The 16,320-nt window shown below is 75.1% G+C and carries 17 protein-coding genes; 8 read left to right on the top strand and 9 right to left on the bottom strand.

The annotated features are described in order from the left end of the window. Positions 1–119 precede the first annotated feature (119 nt). The 3 genes from AB0G08_RS19910 to AB0G08_RS19900 form a co-directional block, all read right to left on the bottom strand. The gene (locus AB0G08_RS19910) at positions 120–1,316 is read right to left on the bottom strand and encodes a mechanosensitive ion channel domain-containing protein (protein ID WP_358089858.1); all 1,197 of its coding nucleotides are present in this window, start codon (positions 1,314–1,316) and stop codon (positions 120–122) included. An 82-nt stretch (positions 1,317–1,398) separates the two neighbouring features. Continuing rightward, complete coding sequence (locus AB0G08_RS19905) at positions 1,399–2,220, bottom strand: DUF1206 domain-containing protein (protein WP_358089855.1); 822 nt, start codon at positions 2,218–2,220, stop codon at positions 1,399–1,401. Between the two features lie 60 nt (positions 2,221–2,280). Further along, positions 2,281–2,646 carry a hypothetical protein gene (locus AB0G08_RS19900; RefSeq protein ID WP_357876999.1) on the bottom strand — a complete coding sequence of 122 codons (366 nt, stop codon included), beginning with the start codon at positions 2,644–2,646 and terminating at the stop codon, positions 2,281–2,283. An 89-nt stretch (positions 2,647–2,735) separates the two neighbouring features. On the opposite strand from AB0G08_RS19900, the gene AB0G08_RS19895 reads away from it, so the two are divergent. Together AB0G08_RS19895 and AB0G08_RS19890 are read left to right on the top strand one after the other, a co-directional pair. Next, positions 2,736–3,962 carry a cysteine desulfurase-like protein gene (locus tag AB0G08_RS19895; protein WP_358089853.1) on the top strand — a complete coding sequence of 409 codons (1,227 nt, stop codon included), beginning with the start codon at positions 2,736–2,738 and terminating at the stop codon, positions 3,960–3,962. Next, positions 3,959–4,246, top strand: coding sequence for a GNAT family N-acetyltransferase (locus AB0G08_RS19890; protein WP_358089850.1), 288 nt, complete (start codon positions 3,959–3,961; stop codon positions 4,244–4,246). Before AB0G08_RS19895 ends, AB0G08_RS19890 begins: the two co-directional genes overlap by 4 nt. Positions 4,247–4,264: 18 nt before the next feature. Here AB0G08_RS19890 and AB0G08_RS19885 read toward each other — a convergent pair whose 3' ends face one another. Further along, positions 4,265–5,761: a glycoside hydrolase family 3 N-terminal domain-containing protein gene (locus AB0G08_RS19885; protein ID WP_358089848.1), complete on the bottom strand. Its 1,497-nt coding sequence runs from the start codon at positions 5,759–5,761 to the stop codon at positions 4,265–4,267. A 258-nt stretch (positions 5,762–6,019) separates the two neighbouring features. On the opposite strand from AB0G08_RS19885, the gene AB0G08_RS19880 reads away from it, so the two are divergent. The 4 genes from AB0G08_RS19880 to AB0G08_RS19865 all read left to right on the top strand — a co-directional run bounded on the left by AB0G08_RS19880 (position 6,020) and on the right by AB0G08_RS19865 (position 9,643). Next, entirely contained in the window at positions 6,020–6,142 is a 123-nt protein-coding gene (locus AB0G08_RS19880; RefSeq protein WP_358089846.1) for a hypothetical protein, read from the top strand. Positions 6,143–6,233: 91 nt separating this feature from the next. Further along, positions 6,234–7,184: a TIGR03557 family F420-dependent LLM class oxidoreductase gene (locus AB0G08_RS19875; protein WP_358089844.1), complete on the top strand. Its 951-nt coding sequence runs from the start codon at positions 6,234–6,236 to the stop codon at positions 7,182–7,184. Between the two features lie 256 nt (positions 7,185–7,440). Continuing rightward, on the top strand, positions 7,441–9,072 hold the full coding sequence (locus tag AB0G08_RS19870) for a RecQ family ATP-dependent DNA helicase (protein ID WP_358089841.1): 1,632 nt from the start codon (positions 7,441–7,443) through the stop codon (positions 9,070–9,072). A 67-nt stretch (positions 9,073–9,139) separates the two neighbouring features. After that, the gene (locus AB0G08_RS19865) at positions 9,140–9,643 is read left to right on the top strand and encodes a hypothetical protein (RefSeq protein ID WP_358089838.1); all 504 of its coding nucleotides are present in this window, start codon (positions 9,140–9,142) and stop codon (positions 9,641–9,643) included. A 136-nt stretch (positions 9,644–9,779) separates the two neighbouring features. On the opposite strand, the gene AB0G08_RS19860 is transcribed toward AB0G08_RS19865, so the two are convergent. Next, the gene (locus AB0G08_RS19860; protein WP_358089835.1) at positions 9,780–10,553 is read right to left on the bottom strand and encodes an ABC transporter permease; all 774 of its coding nucleotides are present in this window, start codon (positions 10,551–10,553) and stop codon (positions 9,780–9,782) included. Then, positions 10,546–11,514: an ATP-binding cassette domain-containing protein gene (locus AB0G08_RS19855; protein WP_358089833.1), complete on the bottom strand. Its 969-nt coding sequence runs from the start codon at positions 11,512–11,514 to the stop codon at positions 10,546–10,548. The genes AB0G08_RS19860 and AB0G08_RS19855 overlap by 8 nt, the downstream gene beginning before the upstream one ends. Before the next feature lie 65 nt (positions 11,515–11,579). On the opposite strand from AB0G08_RS19855, the gene AB0G08_RS19850 reads away from it, so the two are divergent. Next, positions 11,580–12,371, top strand: coding sequence for a TetR/AcrR family transcriptional regulator C-terminal domain-containing protein (locus AB0G08_RS19850; protein ID WP_358089830.1), 792 nt, complete (start codon positions 11,580–11,582; stop codon positions 12,369–12,371). 118 nt (positions 12,372–12,489) lie between these two features. Then, a complete protein-coding gene (locus AB0G08_RS19845) occupies positions 12,490–13,527 on the top strand; it encodes a helix-turn-helix domain-containing protein (RefSeq protein WP_358089827.1) in 1,038 nt (345 codons plus the stop codon). A gap of 148 nt (positions 13,528–13,675) precedes the next feature. On the opposite strand, the gene AB0G08_RS19840 is transcribed toward AB0G08_RS19845, so the two are convergent. The 3 genes from AB0G08_RS19840 to AB0G08_RS19830 are packed head-to-tail and all read right to left on the bottom strand — an operon-like array spanning position 13,676 to position 16,294. Beyond that, complete coding sequence (locus AB0G08_RS19840) at positions 13,676–14,659, bottom strand: DNA topoisomerase IB (RefSeq protein WP_358089824.1); 984 nt, start codon at positions 14,657–14,659, stop codon at positions 13,676–13,678. Then, positions 14,643–15,596, bottom strand: a complete 954-nt coding sequence (locus AB0G08_RS19835) for a glycosyltransferase family 9 protein (RefSeq protein ID WP_358089821.1) — start codon at positions 15,594–15,596, stop codon at positions 14,643–14,645. Before AB0G08_RS19835 ends, AB0G08_RS19840 begins: the two co-directional genes overlap by 17 nt. After that, entirely contained in the window at positions 15,593–16,294 is a 702-nt protein-coding gene (locus tag AB0G08_RS19830) for an SDR family oxidoreductase (protein WP_358089819.1), read from the bottom strand. The genes AB0G08_RS19835 and AB0G08_RS19830 overlap by 4 nt, the downstream gene beginning before the upstream one ends. Between the last annotated feature and the right edge of the window lie 26 nt (positions 16,295–16,320).

Genomic DNA, 16,320 nt, shown 5'->3' with positions numbered 1-16,320 from the left:
GCGTCCAACTGGCAGTTGGGCCCCCCCACAAACGGGGAAGCGCCGGCCCACCGCCCACCACAACTCCTTCAGCGGCCCCGGGGTGGGGGGGGGGGTGGGGGGTGGGGGGTGGGGTGGGGTCAGCGGCGGGACTCGGCGGGTTCGTCGGGGCCGATGAAGGCCTCGCTGCGGGCGTCGCCGTCGTCGCTGCCGCCGAAGACCCGGGCGTCGTCGGGCATCTCGGCGTCGGTGAGGCGACGCACCGGCCGGCGGGGTCGTACCCACTGCCACGCCAGGTTGCTCTCCGCGTCCCCGACCTCGGTACGCATCCGGGGCATGGCGGTCGGCCGGTGGTCCCGGATCCAGGCCACCAACTGCTCGCGGACCAGGCAGCGCAGGTCCCAGAGGCTGCCGGCGTCGGCGGCGCTCACCAGGGCGCGCACCTTGACCGTTCCGCCCGTCGCGTCGGTCACCTGGAGCACGCAGACCCGCCCGTCCCACAGGTCGGTGCCCTCCACCAGACGGCGCAGCTCCTCCCGCATCGCCTGCACCGGGATCGCCCAGTCGAGGTCGAACTCGGCGGTGCCCAGCACCGCCGCCTCGGTCCGGGTCCAGTTCTGGAACGGCTTGGTGGTGAAGTACGAGGTGGGCAGGATCAGCCGCCGGTCGTCCCAGATCTGCACGACCACGTAGCTGAGCGTCAGCTCCTCGATGCGGCCCCACTCCCCCTCGACCACCACCACGTCGTCGAGGCGGACCGCGTCGCTGAAGGCGAGCTGGAGGCCGGCGAAGACGTTGCCCAGCAGGCTCTGCGCGGCCAGCGCGGCGACCACACCGACCACACCGGCGCTGGTCAGCACGCCGGCGCCGATGCCGCGTACGGCGGGGAAGGTCATCAGCATCACGCCGACCGCCAGCACGACGATCACCGCGATCGTCAACCGGCGCAGCATGACCACCTGGGTCCGCACCCGCCGCGCGTGCCGGTTGTCCGGCACGTCCACCCGGAACCGGGCCAGTGCGGTGTCCTCCGCCACGACGAGCAGCGAGGCGACCAGCCAGGCGACGCTGGCGATCACGGCGAGCACCAGCAGGTGCAGCAGCACCTGCCGCCACTGGTCGCCGACCGCGTAGCCGGTGCTGAACCGCACGGCGAACTGGACGGCGACGACCGTGGCGGCGACCTGGATCGACCGGTGTGCGTGGTCGGTGAGCTCGGTCAACAGCAGGGAGCGCCGACCGACCCGCCGGATCACGCGGTGCGCGACCTCGACCGCGAACAGGGCGATCGCCGCCGCGGCGAGCGTGGCGACGATCGTCCCGAGGTAGCTCTGCACAGGTTCTTTCCTCCTCCTGGCACCGGGCACGTGCTTCGGGCAAAGGCCCAATGGTGCCCGGCGACACCGGAATCGACCAGGCTCAGACCTTGCGATACCGGGACTGGAGGAAGCAGAACAGGCCGAACGCGGCGATACCGAGCGCCACCAGGGTGAGCAGCACCTGGCCGTACGACTGGTCACGCAGCGTACGCAGGGCCGCGTCCAGGCCGCGGGCCTTCTCCGGGTCGTAGTTCACGGCGGCCAGGATGATCAGCAGGCCGGAGATGCCGTACGCGACGCCCTTGGCGACATAGCCGGCGATGCCCAGCCGGCGGGTGAGCTGGCGCGTCTTCGGGCTCATCTCACCGGTCTTGAGGTGCTTCTCGAAGCGCTTGATCAGCCCGTAGATCACCAGGCCGACGCCGATCGCGGCGAGGACGAGCCCGGCCAGGCCGACCAGCCAGCGGCCGCCGGAGGACTCCATGGCCCTGCCGGTCAGCGCCTCCTGCTGGTCGGCGCTGTTGGACCTGGCGTCCTTGAAGACCTTGAAGGCCGTCCAGGCGAAGTAGAGGTAGACGATGGTCCGCCCCAGCGAGGCGAGCCGCTCCCAGACCCGCTCCTTGCCGCGCTCGGCGCGGTGCCCGACGGCCGCCTCCAGGGCCTGCCAGATCGCCATGGCGAGCAGGCCGACCGCGATCGTGACGACGAGGAACTTGCCCAGCGGCTGGGCGGCGATGGTGCGTAGCGCGCCGGACTGGTCGCCGTCGTCGCCGGGCTTGCCGAACGCGATCTGCAACGCCAGCCAGGCGAACAGGAGGTGCACGATGCCGTAGCCGATGAAGCCGACTCTGGCCAACAGTTCGAGCCACCTGCTGTTCGCCGTGCGGGAGGCGGTGGCTTCGGCGTTCCGGGTGAGTGACATGGCGCCACAATCACCGAATACGAAGATTTCCAAACGTCGGCCACCGCCGCCCCGGCCGGGTCAGTTGCCCGGGTTCCTCGACACCCTGATCTTGACCTCCTGGTCGGTGACGCTGTCCAGCGTCACGGCGAAGCCGCCGACCTCGGTGGCCTGCTGGCCCGTCGTCAGCGACAACTGCTCTCCGGCGACCTCCACGGTCACCTGGTCGCCCTGCGCGCCGATCAGCTTGGCCTCCACGCCGAGGATCGTGGCGCTGGCGTCCACGCCCCGGTCGAACGTGACCGTGCAGGCGTCCAGGCCGCAGTCGGTGCTGGCGCCCTCGGAGCTGCAACCGGCGAGCACGGCGACGCCGAGCGCCAGGCCGGCCAGCAGGCCGGCGGCCCGGCGGGTGGGGGTCAGCGGGGAGGGAACACGTCGGTTCGTCACCCCGCCAAGGGTACGAGACGCCGGCCACTCCGGCAGCGCGTGATCATCCGCCCAGGTGGGGCGCCCGCGGCGGGGTTAGGGTCCCGGGCATGCCGTTCGACATCGCCCGCACCCGGGCCACCTACCCCGCCCTCGCCGAGGGCTTCGTCCACCTCGACGGCGCCGGGGGCACGCAGACCGCCGGCCCGGTGATCGACGCGGTCACCGCCGCCATGCGCGCGGCGGTGGGCAACCGCAGCGCGGCCTTCGCGCCCGGCCGGCGGTCGCTGGAGATGGTGGCCGCCGCCCGTACGGCCGTGGCCGACCTGCTCGGCGCGGAGCCCGACGGGGTGGTGCTGGGCCCGAGCGCGACCGCGCTGACGTACACCCTGGCCCGGACCCTGGGCGCCGGGTGGCGCCCCGGCGACGAGGTCGTGGTCTCCCGGTTGGACCACGACGCGAACGTACGCCCCTGGGTGCAGGCCGCCGAGGCGGCCGGCGCGACGGTGCGCTGGGCCGAGTTCGACCGGGACACCGCGGAGCTGCCGGCGGCCCGCTACGCGGAGCTGGTCGGCGAGCGGACCCGGCTGGTCGCGGTGACCGCCGGCAGCAACGCGACCGGCACCGTCCCGGACGTGGCGGCGATCGCCGCGACCGCGCACGCCGCCGGCGCGCTGGTCTGCGTCGACGGGGTGCACTCGGTGCCGCACGGCCCCACCGACGTCGCCGCGCTGGGCGCCGACTTCCTGGTCACCAGCGCGTACAAGTGGTCGGGCCCGCATCTGGCCGCAATGGTGGCCGCCCCGGCGACGTGGGAGCGGCTGCGCCCGGCGAAGCTGCTGCCCTCCTCCGACGCGGTGCCGGACCGCTTCGAGTACGGCACCCCGAGCTTCCCCCTGCTGGCCGGCGTGGCCGCCGCCGTGGACCACCTGGCCGGGCTGGACCCGAGCGCCTCCGGCAGCCGGCGCGAGCGGCTGCTCGCCGGGCTGGCCGCCGCGCAGGCGCACGAGGAGTCGCTGCTGGACCGGCTGCTCGCCGGGCTGGCCGCGCTGCGCGGGGTCACGGTGCTGGGCTCCCCCGCCCGGCGCTGCCCGACGGTGTCCTTCCGGCTGGCCGGGCTCTCCCCGCAGCGGACCCAGGAGGAACTGGGCGCGGCCGGCCTCTGCCTCTCCGCCGGCGACTACTACGCCTACGAGTACTTCCAGGCCATGGGGCTGCGGGACAGCGGCGGGGCGGTGCGCGCCAGCCTCTACCACTACAACACCGTCGACGAGGTGGACCGGTTGCTCGGCGAACTGGACCGGCTCACCGGTGGCGGGGGCAGAATGGCCGGGTGAGCACCCTGGTCGAGGACAATCCCGCCAAGCACCGGTTCGAGATCCTGGTCGACGACGCGCTGGCCGGCTTCACCGCGTACCTGCCGCGCGGCGAGGTGCTGGTCTTCACCCACACCGAGGTCGGATCGCGGTTCCAGAACATGGGCGTCGGCGCGGCCCTGGTGCGGGGCACCCTCGACCAGCTCCGCGAGCGCGGCACGACGGTGGTGCCGCGCTGCCCGTTCATGGCGGCCTTCATCGACCGCCACCCCGAGTACGCCGACCTGGTCACCCCCGAGCCGTAGCGCGGGGGCGCCGGGCGGTCAGCGACCCGCCAGCAGCCCGGCGGCGGCGTGGGCGGCGGCCCGGGTGGCGCCGTGGGTGGCGACGTGGACCGCGCCGGTGACCAGCTCGGGCACGCCCAGCTCGACCACGACCGCGTCCGGCCGGGCGGCCAGCGCGCGGGTCACCGACGCCCGCATCCAGTCGTGCCGGTGCAGGTCGCGCACCACCAGCACCACGCACCGACCGGCCGCCCCGGCGGTCGGGTCGGCGGGCACGTCGGCCTCGGCGTAGCGGACGGTGGTGGTGCCGGCGAGCAGGTCGGCCAGCGGGGCGGCGAGGCCCCACGGCGTCTCCGGACCGATCGCGATGTTGCGCGGCGGCTCGAACTCGACCACGTGCGCGGGACCGGTCAGCGGCAGCGCGCCGACGCCGGCGGGCGCGGTGGTGACCCGCAGCGCCCGGCGGGCGGCGGCCAGCCCGACGGCCGAGCCGGCGGCGGTCGGGCGGGGTCGGGGCGGCCGGTCGGCCCGCGCGGCCACGGTCCATTCGGCGAGCTGACCCACCCGCTTGGCCGCCTCGGTGAGGCGTTCCTCGGGCAGGTCGCCGGCGACGACCGCGGCGACGATGGCGTCCCGCAGCAGCCGGGCCGATCCCTCGTCGGCGCGCTCCCCGCCCACGCAGATCGCGTCGGCGCCGGCGGCGAGGGCGCGCACCGCCGCGCCCGCGAAGCCGTACCGGTCGGCGACCGCCCGCATCTCCACCGCGTCGGTGACCACGACTCCGGAGAAGCCCAGCTCGTCGCGGAGCAGCCCGCCCAGGATCCGGCCGCTGAGGGTGGCCGGCAGCTCCGGGTCCAGCGCCGGCACCAGCAGGTGGCCGGTCATCACCGCCTGCACGCCAGCGGCCACGGCGGCCCGGAACGGGGCCAGCTCCACGGCGTCGAGGCGGGCCCGGTCGGCGGTGATCCAGGGCAGGTCGTGGTGCGAGTCGACCTTGGTGTCGCCGTGCCCGGGGAAGTGCTTGGCGCAGGCGGCGACCCCGCCCGCCTGGAGGCCACGCACCCAGGCGGCGGTGTGCCGGGCGACCAGCGCCGGCTCGGCGCCGAAGGCGCGTACGCCGATGACCGGGTTGGCCGCGTTGGAGTTGACGTCGGCGTCGGGGGCATAGTTGAGGGTGATCCCCAGGGCGGCGAGGTCGGCGCCCAGGTCGTGGGCGACCTCCTCGGTCAGGGCCGGGTCGTCCACCGCGCCGAGGGCGAAGTTGCCGGGCCGCGAGCTGCCCCGGGCGGACTCGATCCGGGTCACGTCGCCGGCCTCCTCGTCGATGGCGACGACGACGTCGGGGCGCTCGGCGCGCAGGGTGGCGGTGAGGGCGGCCACCTGCTCCGGGTGGACCACGTTGCGGGCGAAGAGCACCACGGAGCCGAGGCCCTCGCCGAGCCAGCGGCAGATCCAGGGCGGCGGCGTGGTGCCGACGAACCCCGGCTGCAGGACGGCGGCGGCCAGGGCGGCCAGGCTTCCCCCGGCGGCGCTCACGCCGGCACCCCCGCCCGGTGCGCGGCGGCGCGGGGCGCCACCCCCCGGCGTCCCGTGGTCGGCTCGGTGCGCCCGCTCACGCCGGCCCGCCCGCGTGGTGGCTGATGTGTCGCTCGCTCATGCGGTCGTCGTACCCCCGTCTTCTCCGCGCCCGGCGGCCCGCCACCAGCGGCGGTGCTGACATGGTCACACCGCGCGAAGAAATAGTCAATAAACCTTACAGTTGCCCTCCGGGCCGGCGCTGGGGACAGTTCGGGGATGGATCCCCTGCTGCTGGCCGACGCGACGAGCCCGGCCGACATCCCCGGCGTACGCCTGCTCGGCCTGGTCGTCGGCGCCCTGCTGCTGCTCGCCGCGATCCGCGCGATGTTCCGGCGCTGAGCGCGCCGCCCGCCGCCGCCCGCGGTTCGACGGCGGCCACCGGGGTACCGCCTGCCTCGTTGACCCGGTAACGACACGGCGAGGGGGAACGATGAGGATCGGCTACTTTCTGTCCACCGAGGAGTACACGCCGGCCGAGCTGCTGGAGCAGGCGCGCGGCGCGGAGCGGGCCGGCTTCGAGGCGCTGTGGATCTCCGACCACTACCACCCGTGGACAGACGCGCAGGGGCAGAGCCCCTTCGTCTGGTCGGTGATCGGCGCGCTCAGCCAGGTCTGCCAGCTCCCGGTCACCACCGCCGTCACCTGCCCGACCGTGCGCATCCACCCGGCCGTCGTGGCGCAGGCGGCGGCCACCAGCGCGGTCATGCACTCCGGTCGGTTCGTGCTCGGGGTGGGCAGCGGCGAGGCGCTCAACGAGCACATCCTCGGCGACGCCTGGCCGCAGACCGACGTCCGGCTGGAGATGCTGGAGGAGGCCGTCGAGGTGATGCGCGAGCTGTGGCGCGGCGGCTTCGTCAACCACCACGGCAAGCACTACACCGTCGAGCACGCGCGGATCTACACGCTGCCGGACACTCCCCCGCCGGTCTACGTCTCGGGCTTCGGCCCCAAGGCCGTCGACCTGGCGGCCCGCATCGGCGACGGCTTCGTCAACACCTCGCCCGACGCCGAGCTGGTCCGGCGGTTCCGGGAGGGCGGCGGCGGCGGCAAGCCGTGCCAGGCCGGCTTCAAAGCGGCGTACGCGCCCAGCGAGGAGGAGGGCATGCGGATCGCGTACGAGCGCTGGCCGAACGCCGGGGTGCCGGGCGAGCTGTCCCAGGTGCTGCCCTCCCCGCGGCACTTCGAGCAGGCCGCCGAGCTGGTCCGCCCGGAGACGATGAAGGACGCGTTCGTCTGCGGGCGGGACACCGACGCGCACCTGGCGAAGATCGAGGAGTACGCCAAGGCGGGCTTCGACGAGGTCTACGTGGCCAACACCGGCCCGAACTGGCAGGGCCTGCTCGACCTCTACCAGCGCGAGGTGTTCCCCCGCGTGCGCTGACCGCGCCGGCCCCGGGCACCCCGCCGGTGGGGCTGCCCGGGCTCGGCGCGGGCCGACCGCACGGAGCAGCCGCTCGTACCCGGCCGGTGTGCCGATGTGGCCGCGCCCGGACGACCGGGGATGGAGGAGCCGTGGCCAGGGAGCCGGAGCCGGGCCGCGCCTCTGCCGCCCCTCGGCGACCAGGCGCGCCGGGTCGCCAGCGTCACCCGGGCCGGGCGGTTTCGCCGCTGATCACGGCGGGTACCTCCGGCCCTCGATGAAACTGTCCACGCACTCCACGACACTGCGCCGCGCGGCCAAGAGCCTCTTCGGCTGGACGGCGCTGCGGCCCCACCAGTTGGCCGCCATGCGGGCGGTGATGAAGCGCCGCGACGCTCTGGTGGTGCTGCCCACCGGCGCCGGCAAGTCGGCGATCTACCAAATCCCGGCCAGCCTGATCCCCGGCCCGACCGTGGTGATCTCCCCGCTGCTCGCCCTCCAGCAGGACCAGATCGCGGCGCTCAACGAGCGGCAGCGACCGGAGCTGCGCGCGGTGCGGATCAGCTCGAACGAGACGGCGGCCCAGCAGGCGGAGGCGATCGCCGAGATCCGCGACGGGCGAGCGGAGTTCCTCTTCATCACCCCGGAGCAGCTCGCCAACCCCGACCGGATGGCCGAGGTGAAGTCGCTGAAGCCGGCGCTGGTGGCGATCGACGAGGCGCACTGCATCTCCGCCTGGGGGCACGACTTCCGCCCCGACTACCTGGCGCTGGGCCACCTCATCGACGGCATCGGCCGGCCGCCCGTGGTGGCGCTGACCGCCACCGCCTCCCCGCCCGTACGCGACGACATCATCGCCCGGCTGCGGCTGACCGAGCCCGAGGTGGTGGTCTCCGGGCTGGACCGGCCGAACCTGTTCCTCGAGGTGGCGCACTGCCCGACCGAGGACTACCGGTGGCGGCGGCTGATCGCGCTGCTGCGCGACGACACCCGGCCCGGCATCATCTACGTGCCCACCCGGCGCTCCGCCGAGGAGCTGGCGGCCCGGCTCACCGACGCCGGCTTCCCGGCGCAGTACTACCACGGCGGGATGGCGGCCGGGGCCCGCGCCGAGCTGCACGAGGCGTTCCTCGCCGACCAGGTACCGATCATGGTGGCCACCTCCGCCTTCGGCATGGGCATCGACAAGCCGAACATCGCCTGGGTGGTCCACATGGCGCTGCCGGACTCGCCCGACAGCTACTTCCAGGAGATCGGGCGGGCCGGCCGGGACGGGGCCCCGGCCCGGGTGCTGCTGCTGTGGCAGGCCGAGGACGTCGGGCTCCAGCGCTTCTTCAGCGGCGGCCTGCCGGACGCCGACGAGCTGCGCGACCTGTCCGCGCTGCTGCGCAAGAAGGCCCGGACCAAGAAGGAGCTGCGCGAGGTCACCGGCCTCGGGCCGCGCAAGCTCGGCCAGTACCTCGCCCTGCTGGAGCAAGTGGGCGCGGCCGAGCCGAGGGCGAGGCAGCGCATCGGCGCGCCCCGCTACTCCCCCGCGCCGGTGGACGCCGCCGCGGCGGCCCTGGCCGAGGCCGAGCGGCAGCAGACCGTGACCCGATCGCGTACGGACATGATGCGGGCCTTCGCCGAGACCACCGCCTGCCGGGGGCAGACGCTGCTGGCCTACTTCGGTGAGCAGATGACCCAGGTCTGCGGGCACTGCGACAACTGCCACGCCGGCACCAGCACCCCGGACGACGGCGCGGTCGGGCCGTTCCCCGTGCACAGCCAGGTCCGGCACCCGGAGTGGGGTCACGGCCTGGTGCTCAGCTACGAGGAGGATCGGATGACGGTTCTCTTCGACGAGGTGGGGTACAAGACGCTGTCCGTCAGCGTGGTGTCCGAACAGGGCCTGCTGACCCTCGACTAGCCTGAGCCGGGCACCGCTGGCGGGGCCGTGGACGACGAGCGACATCAGTGCGGAAAGGGGCGTTGCCGTGATCGAGCAGCCGGCGTACACCGGATTCGGCTTCTCCGACGAGGAGTGGGGGCTGCTGGTCGGCCTACCGCAGTCGGTGCTGACCGCGGCGAGTGCCGCCGAGTCCGACGGCACCCGGCGCACCATGGCCGAGAACGCGGCCGGGTTGCAGACCATCGCCGCCGGCCGGGAGTCGGCCAGTCCGCTGGTCGCGGCCGTGGCCGGCGAGATCGTCTCGCGGGTGGGCGACCCGGAGGCCGGCGAGGAGATGCCGGTCATCGCGCCGTCCGACCCGGGCGCCTACCTGGAGGACGTGCTGGGCCGGGCCAGGGAGGCGGCGGTGCTGCTGGCCGCCCGGACGGACGAGGGCGAGGCCGGCGCCTACAAGCACTGGCTGGTGGACATCGCCGAGCAGGTGGTGGGCGCCGCCTCCAGCGGCGGCATCCTGGGCCTCGGCGGGGACGTCGTCAGCGACTCGGAGCGGCGCTTCCGCGACCGGCTCTCCCAGGTGCTCAACGACTGACGCGCCGACGACCACGGCGGCACCGGACGAGGTCCGGTGCCGCCGTCGCGCGTTCCGGCGCGGGTGACCGCGCGTGACGGTGGCCGGTGGCGGCGGGCGCGGTCGGCCCGTGGCGGTCAGGCCACCCGGCTGGCCCTCAGGCCACCCGGCGGCGGAACAGCGCGGCGGCCAGCAGCACCGAGACGGCCAGGATGCCGAGGCACCAGGCCACCGCGAGGGCCGGGGCGGTGCCCGTCGGGGTGCCCAGCAGCAGGGCCCGCAGCGTCTCGATGACGGGCGTGACCGGCTGGTGGTCGGCGAAGCCGCGCAGCCAGCCCGGCATCGTCTCCACCGGCACGAACGCGCTGCTCGGGTACGGCAGGAACATCACCAGGAAGGTGAAGCCGTTGGCGGCCTCCGGGGTGCGGGCCAGCAGGCCGAACGCCGCCGACAGCCACGACACGGCGAACAGGAAGAGCAGCAGCACCCCGAAGGCGGCCAGCCAGCGCAGCGGCGCGACGGCCGGGCGGAAGCCGATGGCGACGGCGACGGCCAGCACCAGCACGGTGGAGACGGTGTTGCGGGCGACGCTGGCGGCGACGTGACCGCCGAGGATCGCGGTGGCGCCGACGTCCATCGTGCGGAACCGCTCGACGATCCCGTTGGTCAGGTCGGTGGTGACGCTGACGGCCGTGCCCGCCGCGCCGAAGCCGGCGCAGAGCAGCAGGACGCCGGGCACGACGTAGGTGACGTACCGGGTGCCGGTGTCGATCGCGCCGCCGAACAGGTAGACGAAGAGCAGCATCAGCAGCACCGGCAGCAGCAGCGACGTGAGCAGCGCGTCGACGTTGCGCCGGGACAGCCGTACGCAGCGCGCCACCATGACGAGGGCCTCGCCGGCGCGGGTCGGCCGCAGGGTCAGCTCAGACACCGGCCGCCTCCCGCCGGACGGGCACCGGGTCGCCGGTGAGGGTGAGGAAGACGTCGTCCAGGGTCGCCTCGCGGACGGTGAACCGGGCGAGCCCCCGCCGGTCGGGGTCGACCTCGTCGAGCAGGTGACGGACCTCCGGCGCGCCGCCGTCGGTGGCGACCGCCAGCTCCAGCCGGGCCGGGTCGCGTCGCATGACCCGGTCACCGAGGCGGTGCGCCGCCGCGGCGAAGCTCTCCGCGTCGCGCAGCGTCAGCTCCAGCCGGTGGGCGCCGAAGCGGCGCTTGAGGTCGCCCGCGCTTCCCTCGGCGGCCAGCCGGCCCCCGTGCAGCACCCCGATCCGGTCGGCGAGCCGGTCGGCCTCCTCGAGGTACTGGGTGGTGAGCAGCACGGTCACCCCGGCGCCGGCCAGCTCGGCGACCACCTCCCACAGCCCCTGCCGGCTGCGCGGGTCGAGGCCGGTGGTCGGCTCGTCGAGGAAGATCACGCTCGGCTCGCCGACCAGGCTGGCCGCGAGGTCGAGGCGACGGCGCATCCCGCCGGAGTAGGTCACCACCCGCCGCCCGCCGGCCGCGACCAGGTCGAAGCGCTCCAGCAGGTCCGTGGCGCGCCGTCGGGCGGCGGCCGGGGCCAGCCCGGCCAGCCGGGCCATCATGTGCAGGTTCTCCGTGCCCGTCTGCTGGTCGTCGAGCGCCGCGTGCTGGCCGGCGAGGCTGATCGCCCGCCGGACCCGGCCCCGGTCGCGGACCACGTCGTGGCCGTCCACCCGGGCCACGCCCCCGTCGGGCGCGGTGAGCGTGGCCAGGATCCGCACGGTCGTGGTCTTGCCCGCCCCGTTGGGGCCGAGCAGGGCGTGCACGCTGCCCCGGGCGACCCGCATCGTCAGGCCGTCGAGCACCGCCACCCCGCCGTAGGACTTGCGTAGGTCGACGGTCTCCACCGCCGCGGCTGCTGTCCCTACCACTCGTCACCCTCCGTGTTCTGTGTACGTCATACGCTGTTCTGCGTGCACCATACGCAGAAGCTAGGATGGCGGTCAACACCGCGCACCGGGGGGTGAGGATGAGCGACGCCGACGTCGAGCTGCCGGAGAGCATCGAGCTCGCCTGGGGCCTGCGGGAACGGCCCGGCAGGGGACCGCGGCGCAGCCTCACCATGGAGCAGGTGGTGGCCGCCGGCATCCGGGTGGCCGAGGCCGACGGGCTGCCCGCGGTGTCGATGAGCCGGGTGGCCGGCGAGCTGGGCGTGGCCACCATGTCGCTCTACCGCTACGTCTCCGCCAAGGGCGACCTCTTGGACCTCATGGCCGACGCCGCGTACGGGGACCCGCCCGCGCCACGCGGCCCGGACGAGGGCTGGCGGCCGGCCCTCGCCCGCTGGGCGCTGGGCAACGTGACGGCGATCCACCGCCACCCCTGGATCCGGCAGGTGCCCATCGGCGGCCCCCCGTTGGGCCCCAACCAGGTGCGCTGGATGGAGCAGGGGCTGGCCGCCCTACGCGGCACCGGCCTGCGCGCCGCCGAGCGACTGTCGACGATCATGCTGGTCAGCGGGTACGCCCGGAACTGGGCCACGCTCACGGCCGACCTCGACGAGGCGGCGGCGCGCGAGCAGCTCGACCCGGACGACGTCGGCGCGCGGTACTGGCACCAGCTCGCCCGGTTGACCCGGCACGGCCCCTACCCCGCGATCCGGGAACTGCTGGCGGAGAACGTCGACGGCGCGGAGGACGAGGAGTTCGAGGCGGAGTGGCAGTTCGGCCTCGACCGGATCCTCGACGGCGTCGAGGCGCTGATCCGCAGCCGGACGGCCACGGACTGAGCCGGCCCCGGCCGGCGCGACCGGCGCCGCCGACCGGGGCACGGAAGGCGTCCCGGGCGGGCGGAGCGGCCACGGTGGACAATGGCCATCGGACCGGCGCGAGGACGGGGGGAAGCGAATGCTTCGGCGGACCACCGTCGACACCGAGCAGGTGCCGGCGGCCGACCGCTTCGAGATGTGGCTGGACGCGGTGGCGCGCGCGGCGGCGCCGCTGCGGATCCACAGCGAACACGCGCACGACTTCGCCGCCCGGGTGGAGATCGTGGAACTCGGCCCGATCCGGGTGATCAACTACCGGTACCCGTCGCTGGAGGGCGTCCGGACGCCCAAGCTGGCGCGCGAGTCGGCCCCCGAGATCTACACGCTCGCGCTCACCATCGACGGCGACGGCGCGGCCAGCCAGGCCGGCCGGAGCAGCGTGCTGGGGCCGAAGGAACTCATCTTCTACGACGGGTCGCGGCCGCACGGGGTCCGGCACCTCGGCGACGACGACGGCCGCGAGCCGGCCCGCTCCGTCGTGGCGATCATCCCGCACGCCGCGCTGCCGCTGCCGCCGGACCGGCTGGCGCCCCTGTTCGTCGGCCGGATGTCCGGCACCGAGGGGATCGGCGCGCTGCTGACCCAGTTCCTCCTCCAGATCGCCCGCCATCCGGAGCAGTACCACGCCGGCGACGCCGCCCGGCTCGGCGCCGTCGGGCTCGACCTGGCGTCCACCATGCTCGGCCGGCACCTGGCGGCCGAGGACGCCGTGCCGAACGAGGTCCGCCGGCGCGCCCTCGTCACCCAGGTGCGGGCGTACATCCAACGGCATCTCGGGGACGCGACGCTCAGCCCGCAGGTGGTGGCGGACGCGCACCACGTCTCGCTGCGTACCCTGCACCGGCTCTTCGAGGCCGAGGAGTCGACGGTCGCGTCGTACATCCGCGAGCTGCGGCTGGCGCGGTGCCGGCACGACCTCGCCGACCCGGGTCTGCGCGGCCAGCCGGTCCAGGCGATCGGGGCCCGCTGGGGCTTCCCCGACAAGGCGCACTTCAGCCGGGTCTTCCGCAAGGCGCACGGCGTCGGGCCGCAGGCCTGGCGGGCCGGGCAGCCGGAGGAAGCGGCACGGGAAGTCAACCCGGTGGCGTCCACGGTCAACCCGGCCGAGGCAGACTGACGTCCGAGGCAGCCGATCCCCCTGCCACGGCGCCGTGGGGTCGGACCGCCAACGGGGGCCGTGGCGAGGCGCCCGCCGCCCACGTGGGCGGCGGGCGGCCGCCCGGTGACCACCCGCCCCTCGCCGATGATGGACGAGCCGGGACGCCTCAGGCGTCCTCGAGCAGTTCGAGCACGATCCGCTCGGCCTTCTCGCGGGGCGTCGCGGGGTCGACCGGGGCCACCACGCCGTCGTGGAAGAGGTCGACCACGCGCGGGTCGACGTAGGACGTGCGTGCCACGGTGGCGGTGTTGCCGAGCAGCTCCGCGACGTCGCGCATCACCGCCGCGACCGCCCTCCTGCGGGCGGTGGTCGAGCGCGGCGTGCCCACCGTCGCCAGTTCGGTCGCCGCCAGCACCGTGGCATGCCAGGTGCGGAAGTCCTTCGCCGTCATCTCCCCGCCGCTGGCGTCGCGCAGGTACTCGTTGACCTCGTCGCTGCGCACGTCGCGCCAGTCCCCGCCGTCCCGGTAGCCGAACAGCCGGTCGGCCGTGCGCCGCCGGCGGCGCAGGTTGACCAGCACCCGGCACAGCTCCGGGTCCTCGATGCGGCGCACCTGCTCGATGCCGCCCTTCGCGGGGAACTCGAACACCACGCAGCCGCCCCGGGACCGGGCGTGCTCGGGGCGCAGGGTGGACACCCCGAACGTGGGGTCGTCGCCGGCCGCGTACTGGTCGCTGCCGACCCGGAACATCCCCATGTCGAGCAGCCGGGTCACCGTCGCCAGCACCCGGTCGCGGTGCAGCCCCCGGCCGGACAGGTCCCGCCCGACGCGCTCGCGCAGCACCGGCAGCCGCCGGGCCACCTCCAGCACGTGGTCGAACTTGGCCTCGTCGCGCTTCTCGCGCCACTTCGGGTGGTAGAGGTACTGCTTGCGCCCGGCCGCGTCGATGCCGGTGGCCTGGATGTGCCCGTTCGGGTACGGACAGATCCACACGTCGCGCCAGGCCGGTGGGATCACCAGCTCGCGCAGCCGGCCCAGCTGGTCGGGGTCGCGCACCGGCTGCCCGGAGGGGTCGAGGAAGAGCCAGCCCCGACCGCGCCGACGTCGCCCGTACCCCGGCCTGCCCGGATCACTACGCCGCAACCGCACCGGAGACCCGCACCGCCCGTTCCACCTCGGCCACGGCGGCCACCACCTCGTCGACTCCGATGGCCGCCAACGTCGGATGGCTTCCTACCCCGTTCCACCTGGGCCATTCCCCCGCGCCCGCCCACAGCGCACGGTGCCGGGGCCGGCCCGGCGGCGGCCCCCACCGGGCCGGGGAGACCGGGCCGAAGAGCACCACCGACGCGGTGCGGTAGCCGGTCGCCAGGTGCGCCACGCCCGTGTCCCCGCTGACCACCAGCCGGGCGTACGCCACCAGCGCCGCCAGCGCGCCCAGGTCCGTCCGGCCGGCCAGCACCGCGTCGGCGGGCAGCCCCGCGCCGTCCGCGATCCACTGCGCCGTCGCCCGCTCGTCGGGGCTGCCGGTCAGCACCACCCGGTGCCCCCGGGCGGCCAGTTCCCGGGCCAGCGCGGCGAACCGTCCGGGCGGCCACCGCTTCGCCGGGACCTTGGAGCCCGGGTGCAGCACGGTCACGCCGCTCGGCACGCCGCCGGGGGCCGGGCGCCGCAGGTCCAGGTCGGCGCGGTCGGCGGGGATGCCGTACCAGTCGAGGAGCCGGCACCAGCGGTCGACCTCGTGTTCGTCGGCGCGCCAGCCGGGGCCGTCGTGGTGACCGGCCTCCCGGTTGGCGTAGGCGAGCAGCCGGCCGGGGCGGGTGCCGGCGAGCATCCGGTGGGACTCGGGGCCACGCCCGTGCAGGTTGACCGCGAGGTGCGGCGTGCGCAGGGCCGGGTCGGGACGACCGAGCCCGTCCGTGGGCACCAGCCGGTCGACGCCGCCGACCAGGTCGACCAGCGGCGCCAGCCAGCCCGGTGCGGCGAGGACGAGCTCCCGGTCGGGATGGGCGGCGCGCAGGGCGCGCAGGGCCGGCGCGGCGGTGGCGAGGTCGCCGACGCCGAGGGCGCGCAGGGCGAGGATCACGGGTAGGAGGTTTCCCGGTCGGCGCAGACCACCATCTCGCGGACGGCGCAGCCGGCGGGCTGGGACAGCGCGAACATGACGGCGGCGGCGGTGTCGACGGGGTCGTTGAGGACGGCGTCGGCATCGGGCTTGTACGCGGCGTCGCGGTCGTCGAAGAAGGCCGTGCGCATGCCGCCGGGCACGAGGAGGGTGACGCCGACCCTGCCGGCGAGTTCGGCGGCGAGGGCCCGGGTGAAGCCGACGACCCCGAACTTCGCGGCGCAGTACGCGGTCGCGTCGGCGACGGCCTTGACCCCCAGCGTGGAGGCGACGGTGACGATGCTCCCCCGGGAGGTCTCCAGGAAGGGCAGGGCGGCCCGCACCACGGCCGCCGTGCCGAGCAGGTCCACGGCCACGATCCGGTCCCAGGTCTCGCCGGGCACGTCCGCCAGCTTCCCCGGCACGTCCATCCCCGCCGCCGTGACCACCGCGTCCAGCCCGCCCGACCGCTCGGCGAGCTGCCGGGTGGCGGCCTCGGCGGCGCGGGTGTCGGCCAGGTCGCACTCCACCCACGGCACCCCGTCGGCGGGCGCCTGCCGGTCCAGCACCAGCGGCCGTCCGCCGGCCCGGGCCACGGCCGCGACCACGGCGGCGCCCAGGCCGCTCGACCCGCCGGTGACCAGCACGGTCCGTCCCGCGCCGGGCGGCCCCCCGCTCATCGGGTGCCCTCCGCCCTGCTCCGCCG

This window comes from Micromonospora sp. NPDC023644 (assembly GCF_040640115.1).
Classification (GTDB): domain Bacteria; phylum Actinomycetota; class Actinomycetes; order Mycobacteriales; family Micromonosporaceae; genus Micromonospora.
Note: the sequence above shows the minus strand (reverse complement) of the source record. Positions and strands in the feature narration are given on the sequence as shown.